At 66.9% G+C, this 16,670-nt stretch carries 17 protein-coding genes; 8 read left to right on the top strand and 9 right to left on the bottom strand.

The features are described from left to right. Positions 1 to 107 precede the first annotated feature (107 nt). Positions 108 to 2,522, top strand: coding sequence for a DUF1631 family protein (locus tag QTI24_RS10360; protein ID WP_286600206.1), 2,415 nt, complete (start codon positions 108 to 110; stop codon positions 2,520 to 2,522). A gap of 108 nt (positions 2,523 to 2,630) precedes the next feature. Here QTI24_RS10360 and QTI24_RS10355 read toward each other — a convergent pair whose 3' ends face one another. The 3 genes from QTI24_RS10355 to QTI24_RS10345 form a co-directional block, all read right to left on the bottom strand. Next, positions 2,631 to 3,146, bottom strand: coding sequence for a Smg family protein (locus tag QTI24_RS10355; RefSeq protein WP_286600205.1), 516 nt, complete (start codon positions 3,144 to 3,146; stop codon positions 2,631 to 2,633). 76 nt (positions 3,147 to 3,222) lie between these two features. Further along, positions 3,223 to 4,362 (bottom strand): DNA-processing protein DprA, encoded by a 1,140-nt coding sequence (gene dprA / locus QTI24_RS10350; RefSeq protein ID WP_286600203.1) that lies wholly within the window; start codon positions 4,360 to 4,362, stop codon positions 3,223 to 3,225. 24 nt (positions 4,363 to 4,386) lie between these two features. After that, entirely contained in the window at positions 4,387 to 5,607 is a 1,221-nt protein-coding gene (locus QTI24_RS10345; protein WP_286600202.1) for a LysM peptidoglycan-binding domain-containing protein, read from the bottom strand. Between the two features lie 161 nt (positions 5,608 to 5,768). Here QTI24_RS10345 and def point away from each other — a divergent pair, with 161 nt between their 5' ends. Genes def through QTI24_RS10320 form a run of 5 tightly spaced genes read left to right on the top strand, consistent with a single transcriptional unit; the run spans position 5,769 to position 8,835 of the window. Then, complete coding sequence (gene def, locus QTI24_RS10340) at positions 5,769 to 6,302, top strand: peptide deformylase (RefSeq protein ID WP_286600201.1); 534 nt, start codon at positions 5,769 to 5,771, stop codon at positions 6,300 to 6,302. After that, positions 6,302 to 6,796 (top strand): hypothetical protein, encoded by a 495-nt coding sequence (locus QTI24_RS10335; RefSeq protein WP_286600199.1) that lies wholly within the window; start codon positions 6,302 to 6,304, stop codon positions 6,794 to 6,796. Before def ends, QTI24_RS10335 begins: the two co-directional genes overlap by 1 nt. Before the next feature lie 7 nt (positions 6,797 to 6,803). After that, positions 6,804 to 7,754 carry a methionyl-tRNA formyltransferase gene (gene fmt / locus QTI24_RS10330; RefSeq protein ID WP_286600197.1) on the top strand — a complete coding sequence of 317 codons (951 nt, stop codon included), beginning with the start codon at positions 6,804 to 6,806 and terminating at the stop codon, positions 7,752 to 7,754. Next, entirely contained in the window at positions 7,754 to 8,494 is a 741-nt protein-coding gene (locus QTI24_RS10325) for an AzlC family ABC transporter permease (protein ID WP_286600196.1), read from the top strand. The genes fmt and QTI24_RS10325 overlap by 1 nt, the downstream gene beginning before the upstream one ends. After that, positions 8,491 to 8,835, top strand: coding sequence for an AzlD domain-containing protein (locus QTI24_RS10320; RefSeq protein WP_286600195.1), 345 nt, complete (start codon positions 8,491 to 8,493; stop codon positions 8,833 to 8,835). Before QTI24_RS10325 ends, QTI24_RS10320 begins: the two co-directional genes overlap by 4 nt. Here QTI24_RS10320 and QTI24_RS10315 read toward each other — a convergent pair whose 3' ends face one another. The 6 genes from QTI24_RS10315 to QTI24_RS10290 are packed head-to-tail and all read right to left on the bottom strand — an operon-like array spanning position 8,836 to position 14,357. Beyond that, positions 8,836 to 9,807: a Bug family tripartite tricarboxylate transporter substrate binding protein gene (locus tag QTI24_RS10315; protein ID WP_286600194.1), complete on the bottom strand. Its 972-nt coding sequence runs from the start codon at positions 9,805 to 9,807 to the stop codon at positions 8,836 to 8,838. Positions 9,808 to 9,837: 30 nt separating this feature from the next. Beyond that, a complete protein-coding gene (locus QTI24_RS10310) occupies positions 9,838 to 10,797 on the bottom strand; it encodes an MBL fold metallo-hydrolase (protein ID WP_286600193.1) in 960 nt (319 codons plus the stop codon). Beyond that, a complete protein-coding gene (locus tag QTI24_RS10305; protein ID WP_286600191.1) occupies positions 10,794 to 11,012 on the bottom strand; it encodes a DUF2783 domain-containing protein in 219 nt (72 codons plus the stop codon). The genes QTI24_RS10310 and QTI24_RS10305 overlap by 4 nt, the downstream gene beginning before the upstream one ends. An 18-nt stretch (positions 11,013 to 11,030) precedes the next feature. Next, positions 11,031 to 12,671 (bottom strand): FAD-dependent oxidoreductase, encoded by a 1,641-nt coding sequence (locus QTI24_RS10300; protein ID WP_286600190.1) that lies wholly within the window; start codon positions 12,669 to 12,671, stop codon positions 11,031 to 11,033. Between the two features lie 17 nt (positions 12,672 to 12,688). Next, positions 12,689 to 13,810 carry an alpha/beta hydrolase family protein gene (locus tag QTI24_RS10295; RefSeq protein WP_286600188.1) on the bottom strand — a complete coding sequence of 374 codons (1,122 nt, stop codon included), beginning with the start codon at positions 13,808 to 13,810 and terminating at the stop codon, positions 12,689 to 12,691. Next, on the bottom strand, positions 13,803 to 14,357 hold the full coding sequence (locus QTI24_RS10290) for a VOC family protein (RefSeq protein ID WP_286600186.1): 555 nt from the start codon (positions 14,355 to 14,357) through the stop codon (positions 13,803 to 13,805). The genes QTI24_RS10295 and QTI24_RS10290 overlap by 8 nt, the downstream gene beginning before the upstream one ends. 93 nt (positions 14,358 to 14,450) lie before the next feature. On the opposite strand from QTI24_RS10290, the gene QTI24_RS10285 reads away from it, so the two are divergent. After that, positions 14,451 to 15,359: a LysR family transcriptional regulator gene (locus QTI24_RS10285; RefSeq protein WP_286600185.1), complete on the top strand. Its 909-nt coding sequence runs from the start codon at positions 14,451 to 14,453 to the stop codon at positions 15,357 to 15,359. Positions 15,360 to 15,443: 84 nt separating this feature from the next. Then, positions 15,444 to 16,634, top strand: coding sequence for a phosphoglycerate kinase (locus QTI24_RS10280; RefSeq protein WP_286600184.1), 1,191 nt, complete (start codon positions 15,444 to 15,446; stop codon positions 16,632 to 16,634). Positions 16,635 to 16,670: the final 36 nt, after the last annotated feature.

Genomic DNA, 16,670 nt, shown 5'->3' with positions numbered 1-16,670 from the left:
GTCAGAGTTGGGGTTGCCGAGCATTGCCGGCTCTTGTGCGGTTACGCTTCCCGATGCAAGCTCGTGCTTGCCGAATCGAATTAATTGCCGTCCTGATCCTGACCTCCATGCCCACGCGGTCCCATGCCTCTTCTCTCCAGCTCTCCCGCGAGACGCGCGAGCGTTTCGTCGCCGCCACCGAGGGGGTGATCGCGCCGGTTGCCCATGCGATCCGCGAAAGGCTCGTCGCATTGGCCGCGCAAACCGGCAACGCGCGCGACATGCAGGAGAACCGCGACGGCTTCCTCGCCTTCCAGGCGCAGGGTTCGAACTGGGTGCAGCTGTCGCAGAACGCGTGGCGCAAGGCGCTGGCCGCCAGCACGGCCGGCGGGACGCCCTCCAACTCTCTCTCGCGCCTTGAACTGATCGGCGACGAGGTGGTGGAAACCAGCATCTTGTCGTCGCGGCTGGCCCAAGCGATTCAGGACAAGGCCAACTTCGAACTCAACGACCTGCGGCTGCGCATTCAGCATCTCGAAGGGACGAACGAACTCGACGCCAAGGACATCCTCAAGCCCGAGGCGCTCGCCAAGGTGATGGTCGACCAGTGGCTTGCCACCGGCCTGAGCCGCGCGCTCTGGACCAAGGTCCAGGACCAGGTGCAGCAGCACATGGTCGACGTGATGGTCAAGGCCTACAAGGACGCCAATGCCTTCCTGGTCGCCAAGGAGGTGATGCGCGAGATCGATCTCAAGAGCTTCGTGCGGCGCACGGGCTCGGCCAACTCCGGCAACGCAGCGCTCGGCGGCAGCTTTGCGGGCGGCCATGCCGGCAGCAGCAGCGCCGCCATGGGAATGACTGTCCAGCAGCCCGTCATGCGCGGCGGCTTTGGCGCCCCCGCGGGCAGCTTTGCACCGGCGGCGATCGGCGTCGTCGGGCGCGGCATGACCGGCGGCGCCGGGTATGCGGGCGGCGACACGATGGTGGCCACCGGGGGCTCGCCCTTGCTGCTGGCGCGTCAGCGCGCGCAGGGCGTGCTGCTCAATCTCAAGCGCTTCGTGAGTGCGCGCATCGGTGGCGACATCACGCAACATCGCCAGGCAGGGCCGGGCGAGATGGTGGTGGGTGGGGCAGGGGTTCACGTTGGCGGCGCCGGCGGCGCACCTGCCTTCGCGGCGGCCATCGCCGATGCGGAAGTGGCCTACCAGGTGCACGCGTCCCAATACGTGGTCGGCGACGAAGCCACCGCGATTCACAATGCGTCGGCCGAACTGCGCCGCCGCACCAGCGAACTCAAGAAGAAGGCGCCGACGACCGCGGACAAGGCCACCGTCGAGATCGTGGCGCTGATGTTCCAGGCCATCTTGGCCGAGGAGCGCATTCCCTTTTCCGCGCGCGTCTGGTTCGCACGGCTTCAGATGCCGGTCCTGCGAGTGGCGATTGCCGAGCCGGAATTCTTCGGCACCCTGCAGCACCCCGCGCGCATGCTGATCGACCGCATGGGGTCTTGCGTGATGGGCTTCGATGCCGCCGCCATTTCGGGCAGTGCGCTTGAAGGCGAAATCCGCCGCGTCGTGCAGGTGATCGAGCAGTACCCCGAAACTGGGCAGCGCGTCTTCAAGCTGGTGTTCGACGAGTTTGTCGCCTTCCTCAACAAGTACCTTACGCAAAGCGACACCACCCAGAAGGTGATGAGCGTGGCGCAGCAGGTCGAGCAGAAGGAAACGATGGCGATCCAGTACACCATCGAGTTGCGCAAGATGCTCAACGACATGCCGGTGCGCGAGGAGATCCGAGAGTTCCTGTTCAAGGTCTGGGCCGAGGTGCTGGCCATCGCGGCCCTGCGCTATGGGCCGCAGGACGAGCAGACAGTGACGCTGAAGCGCTCCGCCTCCGATCTCGTGTGGGCCGCGAGCGCCAAGCCCAATCGCAACGACCGCACCCGCGTGATCCAGGACCTCCCCAAGTTGCTCCAGCGCCTGCGCCAGGGCATGACGCTGCTCGGCATCGTGGGCGAGCCGCAAGAGGCACACATCAAGACCATCGGCGCAACGCTGTCGGACGCCTTCCTGTCGAAGACTGAGGCCATCCCGCCGGCCAAGATCGAGGCCATGGCAAAACGTCTGGCCAACATCGAGGACTTCGTCTCCGACGAAGGCGCGACCGACCTGCCGCTGGATGCCGCGAGCATCGAACTCCTGCTGGGCGTCGATGCCGCATCCATCGAAGTGGTGCCCGACACCGGCACGAAGGTCGGCGAAGACATGCTCGCCTGGGCGCACGAACTTCAGGTGGGCACCTGGTTCATGCTCGACCACAACGACCGGGTCAGTCAGGTCCAGTTCGTCTGGCGCAGCGAACGCAAGCAGCTGCACCTGTTCGCCTCGAGCGACGGCCGCAGCTTCCTGATTCAGGTCGGGAGGCTGGCGTCCTACCTGCAGGCCGGCTTGCTGGTACCAGCTGAAGAAGAAACCCTCACAGTCCGTGCCACGCGCGAGGCGCTAGCAAAGCTGGACGCCAACCCCGAACGTCTCCTGAACTGAGCTCACCCCCAGGCTGCGCGCACTTCGTGTCGCTTCGCCTACCCCCTGTCTGGGGCAACACCGGCGGCCCGGCGGAGCCGGTTCCTCGGTGTTCCTGGCAGGGTCATCCTAGTGGGCCGTACGACTCGCGGTGTCGTCGCAGAGTTCGTCGAGCACCAAGGCATCGGGCTCGACGCCGGTGCTCCAGTGGACCATCAGCACGATGATCTTGAGTTCGTCGAGTGCCAACGGGTCGCCCGGTGTCGCCATGGCGCGCTCGATCACGATTTCGCGCATGCCGGCGGGCAATACGCCCGACGATTCGAGAAAGCTGATGAAGCCCAGGCACTCCGCGCCGATGTGCTCCTGCTCGGCGCTCGAATAGACGCGCATCGAGCCCGGTGACTGCGCAATCACGGCATCTCCCGCGCTGCGAGCACTCACGGTGGCGGAGAGGCCGTCGGCATGCCGGGTGAGCTCGATGCCCTGGGTCGCGAGGCTCAGGCCATCGAGCCATTGCAACGCTTCGCGGATCTCTTCCGCATCGAAGCCCTGTGCACTGAGCTTGCGGCCCAGTTGTTCGGGTTCGGGGCACGCATCGCCGCGCCAGTAGTTTTCGTAGACAAACACGAGCACTTCGAACATGAAGCCAATATAGCCCAGTCATGGCGCGGCGCCCCGCAAGTTGCGCGAACACGACGCCGCGTGTTTCGCCCGATGGTCAGCCGAGCGCGACGCGCTGGAACAATCCGCCCGGAAGGCGGGCGACGCGGCCCTCCAGTTCGAGTTCCAGCAGTTTCGCCTGCAGGTCCGCGGCGCTGTGGCCCGTGCGTGCGCACAGCATGTCGAGACTCACGGGTTCGAAGCCCAATTCGCGCAGCAGCGCGGGTTCATCTGCAGCGTCGGCTCCCGGGCCGGATGAGCGCGCCGCTGCGGGCGCTGCCACGTCGAAGCGCAACTCTTCGAACACGTCGTTGACCGATTCGACCAGCTTCGCGCCCTGGCGAATCAGTGCATGGCAGCCGCGCGCTTGCGGCGAATGGATGGACCCCGGGATCGCGAACACTTCCCTGCCTTGCTCGGCCGCGAGGCGCGCCGTGATCAGAGAGCCGGACTTGAGCGCCGCTTCCACCACGAGCGTTCCGCTGCAGAGCCCCGCGATGATGCGATTGCGTTTCGGGAAGTTCTGGTTGAGCGGTGGCGTGCCGAGCGCGTACTCGCTCACGATCAGCCCCTGAGCCGCGATGCGATGCGCCAGGTTCCGGTGTTTCGCGGGATAGACGCGGTCCAGGCCGGTTCCCACCACGGCTACCGTGGCACATCGGCCAGAGCCCTGAGCCGCTTCCAGGGCTCCTTCATGCGCAGCGCCATCGATCCCGAGCGCGAGGCCCGACACCACGGTGATGCCCGCTTGCCCGAAAGCCCGCGCGAAGCCGCGTGCGTTTTCAATGCCCTGCGAAGTGGGATTGCGGCTGCCGACGATGGCGATGCTGCGATCCAGTCGAGTCAGGTCGAAGGCCGGCGCGCCCAGCAGGTAGAGCATCAACGGCGGATCGGCCGTTTCGAGCAGCGATGCCGGATAGCCAGCATCGCCCAAGGTCAGAATGCGCCGCGTCGCGCCATGGCTGTCGGCGCCGTGCATCCATTCGAGCGTCTGGTCAATGAACCGGGGCAGGTCCGCCGGCACTCGAAGCAGTGCCTGCACTTGCGCATCGGACGCCACCTGCCCGAGCGCGTCCGGCGTTTGCCTGAAGACATCGGCAGGCAGGCCGAAGGCCGCGAGCAGCTTGCGGCCTGCGGTGTTGCCGATGCCCGGCGTCAGCGAAAGTCTGAGCCAGCTTGAGAGCTCTTCACGCTCCACGCGAAAACGAAAGCGGGCTGGCCGTCAGGGATTGACCAGCAGGTCGCCGGCCTTCGGCGCGTCGCTGATTTCGAGCACCAGGGCGTAGGAAGCCTTTTCGAACGGGCGGAATACCATCAAGAGACCGATGCGCTCGTTGGGCAGCTTCACGACTTGCTTGCCGGTGTAATTGGGGTTGGCCGCGCGATCAACGACGGTCTCGCCGTTTTTCAGAATGGCGAGCACATGGCCGCTTTCGATGCCGTCGCGCGTGCCCTTGTTGATCACCACCACCTGGTTCTGCCCAACGTACTGCACGGCATTGCCGTACACCGAGACGATGCGGCCATTGATCACTTGTTCCGGCGCACGCGGCGCATAGCTCAGCAACTGGCGCTGGGGTTCCGGCAAGAGCCGGTCGCCGGCGCGCATTTCCTCGCGTGCGGAGGTGATGTCGATGGTCGCCGGGATCACGTTGATCACTTCCTTGCCTTCGACCAGTTGGCCTTCGACCGACTGGCTGCGCTTGAGCTGTGCCCTGCCGAGGTACGCCGCCTCGTAGCCGAGGAGTTCGCCAGTGGCCGGGTCGCTCAGCGGCGTGGCATTGCGGAAGACGCGGTAGGTCTGGATCGGGCCGGCCGTCTCGATCAGTTGCGAATTGGAATCGCCCAGCGCGTAGGCGCGGTCGCCGCGCGCCAGGAGCACGCGGCTCTCGTTGCCCGCCACGATGTGCGGCGCTGTCCTCAGCGTGTCGTCGTCGATGATGATCGGCTCGCTCAGGAAGGGCTCGATCAGGCTCGGATTGAGGGTCGGCAATGCCATGCCCGACAGCGATTCATAGCGCGTGCGGGGCGACAGCTTGACCGTGCCTTCGGGCGCTCCGCCGCCGCGGCGCGTGCTCAGGCGGGCGCGTCCGCCGGTCTTGTCGAGGTAGAGCACCTGGCCGGGGTAGATCCGGTGAGGGTTCGAGATCTCGCTGATGTTCATGCCCCAGAGTTCGGGCCAGCGCCACGGGCTGCGGAGAAAGAGGCGGGAAATCGCCCAGAGCGTGTCGCCGGGCTTGACCGTGTATTCGTCGGGTGCGTTCGGCGCCAGCTCGCTCACCGGAATACCCGCCTGCGCCGTCTGCTGGGCCGTGGCCCGCTGCTGCGGCGTGACGGGATAGTTCTGCGCATGTGCCGTGCCACCCATGGTCGCCACGGTGAGCGCCGCCAGCGTGGCGACGAAGCTCGGACGCAGACCTTTGTTGATGCGGAGTTTGTTCATGGTTTATGGTGTGCACACACTGCGCCGAGCAGTCAGTACGAATCCTCACAATTTGCTACGAATTTTGCGCTGAAGCCCTTGATTGGGCAACGACTATGACCTCGCGGCGCGTCGGCGCGTCGCGGAAATGGCGAAAATAGCGACAACTTTTCCTCGCTTTCATGGCCAAACGAACCATTTTGAGTTACCCGGACCCGCGCCTGCACACCGTCGCCAAGCCGGTGCAGGGTGTGGATGCTCGCATCAAGACGCTGGTCGCCGACATGCTGGAGACCATGTACGACGCCAACGGCATCGGCCTGGCCGCCACGCAGATCGACGTGCACGAGCGGCTGGTGGTGATCGACGTCTCCGAGGACCGCGACAAGCCGATCGTCCTGATCAATCCCGAAATCGTATGGGCCAGCGACGATAAGGTGCTCAATGAAGAGGGCTGCCTCTCGGTCCCAGGGATCTATGACGGCGTCGAGCGCTCCACGTCGGTCCGAGTCACCGCGCTCGATGGCGAAGGCGAACCGCAGACCATCGAGGCCGAGGGCCTTCTGGCTGTCTGTATCCAGCACGAACTCGATCATCTGCTCGGCAAGGTGTTCGTCGAATACCTGTCCCCGTTGAAGCGCAACCGCATCAAGAGCAAGCTGCTCAAACAGCAGCGCGAGGACCAGAAGCTCGATCAGCGCGAAGGAAGACGCTGATGTCCGGACGCCTGTGGCCTCTGGTCGTCGCGCTGGCGGCGATCCTGGCCGGCTGTGTGAGCGAGCCCACCAGGCTGCCGCTCGGCACGGACCGCGCGACGACGCTGCAGCGCCTGGGCACGCCGACCGCTACCTACGCCCTGCCCGGGGGCGGAGAGCGGCTCCAGTATTCGCGGGCGCCCGCAGGTGTCGCGGTGAACAACGTCGACGTCGACGCGAACGGAAAGGTCTTCTCCATTCGCCAGGAGCTGTACGAAGGCCTGTTCGATAGCACCATCAAGCCCGGCGAATGGCGCGTCGAGGATGTGCTGCGCACCTATGGCCGGCCTTTCGAGATGTCGCGCGTGACTTCCTTCGACGGCCAAGTTTGGGCCTGGCGCTACAAGTCGCTCAACAACCGCCGCCTGCTCTATATATATGTCGATCCGACAGGCGTGGTCGACCACTATCACACTGCGGACGAGCTGTTCCGCGACATGGACAATTCCCGGTGAGCCGCGCATGAGGGTGGTGTTTGCGGGTACGCCCGAGTTCGCGCGCGTCGCGCTGGAGGCGATGGCCGGGGCCGGTTTCGAGGTCGTCCTGGTGCTGACTCAGCCCGATCGGCCAGCCGGCCGCGGCATGAAGCTGCAGGCTTCGCCCGTCAAGCAGTTCGCCGTCGGCTGCGGCTGGCCCGTCGCGCAGCCGCGCAGCCTGCGGCTGGACGGCAAGTACCCCGAAGACGCCGCTGCCGCGCGTGACGCCATCGCCGACGCGAAGGCCGACGTGATGGTCGTTGCGGCCTACGGCCTGATCCTGCCCCAATGGGTGCTGGACGCGCCGCGCCTCGGCTGCCTGAACATCCATGCGAGCCTCCTGCCGCGCTGGCGCGGTGCCGCGCCCATCCACCGCGCGATCGAAGCCGGCGACGCCGAAACCGGCGTGACCATCATGCAGATGGACGCCGGCCTCGACACCGGCGACATGCTGCTGCGCGAATCGCTGCCGATCGGCGAGGATACTACCGCCCGCCTGCACGACCGCCTGGCGGCACTCGGCGGGAGAATGATCATCGACGCGCTGCATCAGGCCGAGGCCGGCACGCTGCATGCAGAACCCCAGCCCACCGAAGGCGTGACCTACGCCCACAAGGTCGAGAAGAGCGAGGCACAGGTCGACTGGACGCAGGATGCCGCGTCGATCGTGCGTCGCATCCGTGCCTTCGACCCCTTCCCCGGCGCCAGCAGCGCGCTCGACGGCGAGACCGTCAAGCTCTGGGCTGCCGAGGCCCAGGCGGGCACGCCCTCCGAAGCACCCGGCACGGTGCTCGCCGTCACGCCTTCCGGCATTGCCGTGGCCGCCAAGCACTCCATCGTCACGCTCACCGAATTGCAGCGCGCGGGCGGCAAGCGCCTGCGGGTCGCCGATTTCCTGCGCGGCTTCGACGTGAAGGCCGGCCAGGTCTTCGGCTGATGTTTCTTTCATCGTCGATCCGTCGCCAGCCGGAGTTCGGCCAAGGCGTGCGCGAGATGTCCTCCGTCGCTGTCGGCATCGGCGCCTGGGGCCTCATGACCGGGGTGGCCATGCTCAAGTCGGGCATGAGCGTGTTCGAGGCCATCGCGATGACCCTGCTGGTCTACGCCGGCAGTTCGCAGTTGGCGGCGATTCCGCTGCTGATCGCCGGCGCGCCGGCCTGGGTCGTGCTGGCGACGGGCTTCTGCGTCAACCTGCGCTTCGTCGTCTTCAGCCTGCACCTGCGTCCCTACCTCATGCACATGCCGCGCTGGCGCCGCATGATGCACGGCTACCTCACGGCCGACATGAGCTATGCGCTGTTCACCCGCCGATATGCGCAACCGCCCACGACCGAGGCCGAGATGCGATCGCAGGAGGCCTACCTCACGGGCAACTATTTCGTGACGTGGTGCGCCTGGATGAGCATGAGCCTGCTCGGCATTCTGCTCGCGAACATGATTCCGCAGAGTTGGGGGTTGGGCTTTGCCGGCGTGCTGAGCCTGGTCGCCATCGTGTGCTCCATGGCGACGACGCGCCTTCGCGTGCTGGCCGCGTTGATCGCGGGCGTCACGGCCGTGGCCGCGTACGCATTGCCGCTCAAGCTGAACATCGTCGCCGGCATCGGTGTCGCCGTGCTGCTGTGCTTCTGGCTCGAGAAGCAGTTCGGGCTGGATCCGGACGCGGAGGACGACAAATGAGTCACGGAGGAGAAACCGATCTGTGGACGCTCGCCGTCATCGTCGGCCTGGCCGGCGTCACCGTGCTCACGCGCTGCTTCTTCTTCATCCTCGACCGCCCTTGGGGCCTGCCCGAGTGGGCGCACCGCGCGTTGCATTACGCGCCGGTGGCCGCGTTGGCGGCGGTGATCATTCCCGAGATCGTCATGACGCAGGGCCACCTGATCTCGACCTTCCGCGACGCCCGCCTCTATGCCGCGGCAGCGGGCGCCGCCTATTTCTTCTGGCGGCGTGGCGTGCTCGGGACGATGCTGGCGGGGATGGCGGTCTATCTCCCGCTGCACTTGGGTCTGGGCTGGTAGTCAGTCCAACTGCACGCCGGCCGTCTTGATGATCTGGCCCCAGCGATCACTCTCCGCCCGCGACAGCTTGTAGAAATCCTGCGGCGTCCCGGGCAGGGCCTCGAAGCCGAATTCCGAGAACAGCTTCACCACCTTGGGTGCCAGCATGGCCTTCTTCAGTTCGGCGTTGATGCGGTTCACGGCTTCCGGCGGCATGCCGGCCGGGCCGATGAGGCCGTGGAAGGCGTAGGCGTTGACGTCCTTGTAGCCCAGCTCGGAGAAGGTCGGCACATCAGGCAGCGCGCTGGCCCGCTGCGGCAGCGCAATCGCCAGCACGCGCACCTTGCCCGACTTGATGATCGGCAGGCCCGAGGCGAGGTCCAGCATCATGGTCGGCACCTGCCCGCCCATGATGTCGGTCATGGCCGGCGCGGCGCCCTTGTAGGGCACGTGCTGGATGCTGATGCCGGCCTTCTGCTTGAAGAGCTCCATCGCCATGTGATGCGGCGAGCCATTGCCGGGGGAGGCGTAGCTCACCTTGTCGGGATTCGCCTTCACGTAACCCACGAATTCCGCGACCGTCTTTGCCGGAAAGTCCGGATGCACGACCAGGGCCACCGGGAAGCGGCCGATGGTGCCGATGTAGGTGAAGTCGGTTGCCGGCTTGTAGGGCAGCTTGGCGAACATATGCTCGTTGAACAGCAGCGCCGCGTTCTCGGCCTGCATGATCGTGTAGCCATCGGGCTTCGCCTGCATCAGCACCGACACGCCGATGTTGGTCGAGGCGCCGGGGCGGTTGTCGATGACGATCGGCTGGCCGAGCGAGGGTTGCATCGCTTCGGCGAGGGAACGCGCGAGATTGTCCGTTCCGCCGCCGGCGACGTAGGGAACGATCCAGCGCACGGGCTGGCTGGGGTACGCGGTCTGCGCGGGTGCGTGACTGGTCGCCGCGAGCGTGAGGCAGGCGGCGAGCAGATGCAGGAATCGTTTCATCGGTTTGTCTCCGGGGTTGAAAAATAAGGATCAGCCGCGCAGGACCTGCCACAGCTCGCGGTCGCGCTCCGCGGTCCACACGACCGGATGCTCGATCCCGCGCAGTTCGTCATAGGCGCGCGACACATCGAAGGGCAGCACGTGCTGGAACACGGGCCACTCGCCGAAGCGCGGCTTCATCGCCCGCTCGGCGCGCTCGAAGCAGCCGCGCAGGCTGTCGCCCGCGTCGATGCCCGAACGCACGCTGGCGAGCAGGGTCGAGAGGAAGGCCTTCGTGAGTTCGACGGCTTCGGCGCATGCCGTCGTGCCCTTCAGCACCGCGCCGCGACCGGGCACGAGCACTTCGGGCTTCAGTGCGGCGACGGCGTCGAGCGTGCCCGCCCAGTCCTGGATGTAGGCATCGCCGGCGTAGACGCCGCAGTGGTTCTCCACCACGTCGCCGGAGAACAGCACGCCGCAGTCGGGCAGCCACGCTACCGTGTCGCCGCCCGAGTGGCCGCGGCCGAGGCACATCAGCCGCACTTCGCGCGCGCCGAGCCAGAGACTCATCTCGCGCTCGAAGCTCAGGGTCGGCACGGTGAGGCCGGGGATCTCCTCGACGCCGGCGAAGAGGCGCGGAAAGCGGCCGACCTCCGAATCGAAGTCGGCCTGTCCGCGCTCGCGCACCCAGTCGAGCGTGCCCTGGCTGGCGATGATGGCCTGCACATCGTCGAAGGCGCTCGCGCCCATCACGCGGACCGCGTGGTAGTGCGTGAGCACGATGAACTTGATCGGCTTGTCGGTGACGGTGCGGATGTCCGCCATGAAGTCGCGCGCCATGCGCGGCGTCGGCCGGGTGTCGATCAGCACCACGTGCTCGTCACCGACGATGAAGCCGCAGTTGGGGTCGAAGTCGCTGATGTAGCCGTACACGTGGGGCGCGAGTTCTCGCACTTGCGGTTTCTGCTCGCGGGTGTCGGAGGCGGAGGCGAAGGAGACGGATGCGTTCATGCGGGGCTTTTTGTCGTGGGGTGGGAGGGCTCGCCGCTCTCGCGCGCGGCGGCGATGCAGTCCAGCAGCACGGCCTGGTCGCCGCACTGGTTGGCCAGCAGCAGCACGAGGCGGGCGTTGAAGTCGGCGCTCTGCGATTCGGTCAATCCCTCGACGGCGCTGATCCAGGCCGCGTAGAAGCCGTCGGGATCGGGGATGTGGGGCTCGGTGATCATGTGGGTGTCCGTCCTTTCTCAGCGATGCGCCAGAGCGGCGTGGACCGCAGCCGAAATCGATGCAGGCGTGGGGTCGTTCAGCAGCGCGGCCCGGTAGGCGTCCGGGCGGACGAGGCACAGGCTGCCGGCCGCCGGGTTGCCGAGATGGCGCGCGAGAAGTTCGTCGGGTTGCAGGGTGGGCAAGCCGCTGTCGCCGTCGATGGCCACGAGCCGAAGCGGCAGTGAGGCCGTCATGTCCGCTGCTGCCGCGATTTGGGCGCGCGTCGGCGCGAACCAGAGGCCGAGGCACTGCGTGCCATCGGCCAGCAGTTCCATCAACGTGGTCGGCCTGCCGTCGAGCCGGCGCAGCGGCAGGTTCTGCACAGTCCGACCGCCTTCGGGCAGATGAGCCGCCGCGGGGTATTCGTTGGCAACCGACATGCGACCCGTATTCACCAGCGCTCGCGCGAAGGCGTAGCGCGATGCGAGCGAGACCACCGCGCGCCGCAGCGTGTGCTCGGCCGGCGAGCGCGGCGCGAGAAAACGCGCCGAGCGGCTGGTGACGCGGAGGTTTTCCGCTGCCGCAGGACGTCGCTCTGCATCGTAGGTATCGAGCAGCGCGTCACCGGCCAGCCCCCGCGCGACCAGCGCCAGCTTCCAGCCGAGATTCGCCGCGTCCTGGATGCCGCTGTTGCCGCCGCGCGCGCCGAAGGGGCTCACGACGTGAGCCGCGTCACCGATAAAGAGGATGCGGCCATGCCGGAAGTCGTCGAGCAGGTGATCGCGATAGCCATACGGCCCAATCCAGACGAACTCGAATTCCACGCCCGGCCCGAGTTGCTCGCGCAGGCGTGCACCGGCCACTTCGGGCCTGCTGATATGGGCGGTGTCGCAGTCCTCGGGCATCTGGTAGTCGATGCGCCAGACGCCATCGCCCATCAGGTGCTGCCAGACGGCGCGGCCTTCGTTGAAGGGCGCGTCGACCCAGGTCCAGCGTTCCGTCGGCAGTGGCTTCTTGAAGCGCACGTCGCTGATGCACCAGCGGTCGGTGCTGCGCGACGGGTGCGCGTCGATACCGAGCTGGGTGCGGATCGGGCTGTTGGCGCCCGTGGCGTCGATGAGGTGATCGGCTTCGATGGTGTAGCTGCCGGCGGGCGTTTCCACTTGCACGCGCACCCCGTCGACGAGCGGCGTCACCTGCGTCACTCTGCTTTTCCACCGCAGGTCGGTCAGGCCGAGTTCGAGGATGCGGTCGACCAGGAACCACTCGACGTAGAACTGCTGAAGGTTGATGAAGGGCGGCTGCACCGAGACGCTGTCGGTTTTCAGGTTGAAGTTGTAGACCTCCTGCTCGCCGGAGAAGGTGCGGCCGAAGGACCACGTGATGCCCTTCTCCGCGATGCGCTCGTAGATGCCGAGGCGCGCGAAGATTTCCAGGCTCTTCTGCGCGTAGCAGATGCCGCGCGACGAGGCGCCGCGCACGCCGACTGTGTCGTCCTCGTCGAGCAGCACCGCGTGCACGCCGCGCCGGGCGAGGTCGCAGGCGAGCGTGAGCCCTGCCGGGCCTGCGCCGACGATCACGATCGGATGGCGCACGACGGCATCGTTGTCCAGCTCGGGCGGAGGAACGAAGGGCCAATGCGGCAGCTGGTACTCGGGTGCGAAGGTGTAGCTTTCCATTGGTGTCTTCAACGTGCTCATAGCGCGTGCGCCCACTCGGCGACCGCATCGGCCGCGCGCAGCACCAGTTCCGGCTGGCCGGCGAGGTAGTGGTTGCCGCCGACGATGTCGACGTTGCGGATGCGCTCGCCGCCCGCCGCCATCCACGCGTCGCGCGTGCTCGGAAAGGTCGACTGGTCGCCGGTGTAGGTCAGCAGCAGCTTGGGCACCGTCGTGCGTGCGAGATTCGATGGTCCATCGGCCTGCGAGCGCGAGGACCATTGCGAGAGGAAGGCCGTCAGTGAGGTCGTGCGGCCCATCGCGTTGGCCGAGTAGTTCACCTGCCGCGCATCGCCCCAGACGCTGCCGGGTGCGCGGTCGTTAGCGTCGATCGACAGGTCCACGCAGCGCGGATCGGCATGCGTGCGGTAGACGACGAAGGCCTGGTCGCGTGGCGCGCCCGGCGTGCTGCGCAACTGGCGCAGCCGCTCCAGTGCCCATTGCTCGATGCGGTCGAGGCGCGCCTTCTGGGCCGCACTGAAGCGTGCGAGGAAGTCGGCGCTGTAGGGCACTTCGTGGCGCGCGTCGTACATATCCAGATGGGGGTCCACGGACATCGGTTCGTGCTCGTCGGTGACGGAGGGATCGATCCAGTCCCGCATCAGCTTCGAACGACCCTGGTGCGCCGCGCACAGCGCGATGCCGTCCACCGGCGGCAGGTCGTCTCGATGCAGGTGCGTCGGATCGCCGTCGGGGAAGTGGTGCGCCGTGAGGTTCTCTGCCTGCGACTGGTAGAAGCTTGCCAATGCGGCGCCACCCGAGTTGCCGATCAGCACCACCTTCTCGTAGCCCGCCGCCCGTAGGAACTGCACGCCGGCGCCCAGGTCCTGGATGGCGCGTTCCATCAGCAGCACCGTGTCGTTGCCCATGTAGCGCGAGTTCAGGCCCATGCAGCAGATGCCGCGCTCGGCCAGCGGGCCGATCAGGTAGTGGCCCATGAAGTTGCTCGTGGGGTGCATCACGATCGCCGCGACCTTCTTCGGGCCGCTCGGCGCGCGATACGCGCCGTAGATGCGCGGGCGCAGCATCTGCAGGCCCGACTGGCTCTCCAGCGTGGCGCCGGGCTTGACGTCGATGACCGCGAGTTGCAAGTCAGCCATGGTTCGTCGCCTTCCGCAGTTCGGCCTTGCGGACCGTCCAGGCGTCCAGCTCGGCGCGTGCTCGCTGCGCGTGGGCGGCCATCTCCGCCTTGGACGCCGTGGGCGTGGTGAGTTCGAGCCGGATGCCGTTCGGGTCGAAGAAGTAGATCGACTCGATGATGTGGTGGTCCGTCGGCCCCAGCACTTCGACACCGGCCGCTTCGAGGCGCATCTTGGCCGCCATCAGCTCCTCGACCGAACCGACGCGCAACGCGATGTGGTTGACCCACGCCGGTGTATTGGGCGAGGGCAGCGCGGCGACGTCGTCGCCGAGGTCGAAGAACGCGATGTGCGAGCCGTCGCGCATCTGGAAGAAGATGTGCACGTAGGGGCAGTGCTCGCCGGTGCTCGGCACGTGGTCGCTCTTGATCACGTGCGTCAGCGGCAGGCCCAGCAGGTCCTCGTAGAAGCGGCGGGTTTCCTCGCTGTCGCGGCAGCGCCAGGCGAAGTGGTGCAGGCCCTGCACGGGCACGGGGGGCGAGTCGGCAGGCGCGTTCTCGGCGATCATGGTTGTCTCCATCAGGGGGCTTGGGGAGGGATTGGGCCGTCGTTCTTCTTATGATTCAATCGAAATAAATTCATTGATTGATGAACTGAGGCCATGAATCTGACCCTGCGACAGTTGCGCGCCTTCGTTGCTGTCGCCGAGACCGGCAGCTTCACGGCCGCCGCCGCGACGCTGCACCTCACGCAATCGGCGCTGAGCGTGCTGGTGCGTGAGCTGGAGCGAGAGATGGGCGTGCAGCTCTTCGACCGCCACACGCGGCGCGTGCTGCTGTCGGAGGCTGGGCGGGCGTTCCAGCCCTCCGTGCAGCGGCTGCTCGTCGACCTCGCAGGCGCGGTGGCCGATGTGACCGACCTGCGCGACAAGAAGAGGGGCGTGCTGCGCCTGGCCGCGCCGCAACTCATGGCCTGCACGCTGATGCCGCGCGTGATCGCGGCCTACCGCAAGCGCCATCCGGACATCGACGTGCGTCTGGCCGACACGCTGCCCGAGCACCTGCTGGCCGGCGTGCTGTCGGGCGAGGTGGAGCTGGCCGTCGGGCAGGACGTGGCAGTCGATGCCGCGATCGAGCGCCGCACGTTGTTTCGCGACCGCCATTGGCTGATCTGTCCGCCCGACCATCCCTTCGCGCGACGCCGCAAGGTGCGCTGGAGCGAACTCGGGCCCTATACCTTCATTGCGCCGACGCGGGACTTTCGTCAGCGGGTGCTGCCCGAACTCGAGGCCGATGCGCGCGAATTCATGCTGCGGGCGACGACGCAGGAGGTGTCCTATATGACCACGGCGCTGGGCATGGTCGCTTCCGGGCTGGGGCTCACGGTTTGCCCGACCTACTCTGCGTCCCTGGTGCGCGCGCACGGGTTGCAGATGGTGCGGCTCGATCGGCCCGACTTTCACCGCGAGGTGTGCGTGTACGGTGCGTCGAAGCGCTCGCTGTCGCCGGCGGCCGCCAGCTTCGTCGAACTGCTGGAAGGCTTCGTGGAGAAGCCGGGACTCGCCGGCTGACACTCGCCTGAAAGCAAGCGATACCTACAATGTCCGTTGCTGCCCGTCGAGGCACTTTCATCCGCATCCAATCCGCTTATCCCCATGAACGTTCTTCGATTCACCGACCTCTGTGCGCAAGGCAAGGCCTCCGGCCAGCGCGTGTTCATCCGAGCCGACCTCAACGTGCCGCAAGACGACGCGGGCCGCATCACCGAGGACACGCGCATTCGTGCCTCGGTGCCGTGCATCCAGCTGGCGCTCGATGCGGGTGCCGCGGTGATGGTCACGTCGCACCTGGGCCGGCCCACCGAGGGCCAGTTCAAGCCCGAGGATTCGCTCGCGCCCGTCGCGGCGCGCCTGGGCGAACTGCTGGGCCGCGAGGTGCCGCTGGTGGCCGACTGGGTCGATGGCGTCCAGGTGGCGCCCGGGCAGGTCGTGCTGCTCGAGAACTGCCGCCTCAACAAGGGTGAGAAGAAGAACGACGAGACGCTTGCGCGCAAGCTCGCCGCTCTGACGGACATCTACGTGAACGACGCCTTCGGCACCGCGCACCGCGCCGAGGCCACCACCTACGGCATCGCACAGTTCGCGAAGATTGCCTGTGCCGGCCCGCTGCTGGCGGCTGAGATCGACGCCATCACCAAGGCACTGGCCCACCCGCAGCGGCCGCTGGTCGCGATCGTCGCGGGATCCAAGGTCAGCACCAAGCTCACCATCCTCAAAAGCCTGGCCGACAAGGTCGACCAGTTGATCGTCGGCGGCGGCATCGCGAACACCTTCATGCTGGCCGCGGGCCTCAAGATCGGCAAGTCGCTCGCGGAACCCGACCTGCTCGACGAGGCCAAGGCCGTCATCGAAGTCATGCGCGCGCGTGGCGCCGCGGTGCCGATACCGGTGGACGTCGTCACGGCCAAGACTTTCGCAGCCGATGCGCCCGCGACGGTGAAGGACGCGAGCGACGTGGCCGACGACGACCTCATCCTCGATATCGGCCCGAAGACCGCCGACCTCCTGGCCGCGCAATTGCGCGAAGCCGGCACCGTGGTGTGGAACGGCCCGGTCGGCGTGTTCGAGTTCGATGCCTTCGCCAGCGGCACGAAGACCATCGCCCGCGCCATTGCCGATAGCAAGGCTTTCTCGATCGCGGGCGGCGGCGACACGCTGGCGGCCATCGCCAAGTACGGCATCGAGGACAAGATCGGCTATATCTCGACCGGCGGGGGCGCCTTCCTCGAGGTTCTCGAAGGCAAGACGCTTCCGGCGTTCGAAATCCTCGCCAAGCGCGCCGAATAGGGCTCGCCCCCAGGCTGCGCGCACTTGGTGTCGCTA

The organism is Variovorax sp. J22P240, assembly GCF_030316855.1.
GTDB lineage: Bacteria > Pseudomonadota > Gammaproteobacteria > Burkholderiales > Burkholderiaceae_C > Variovorax.
This window is presented reverse-complemented; position numbering and strand designations above follow the sequence as displayed.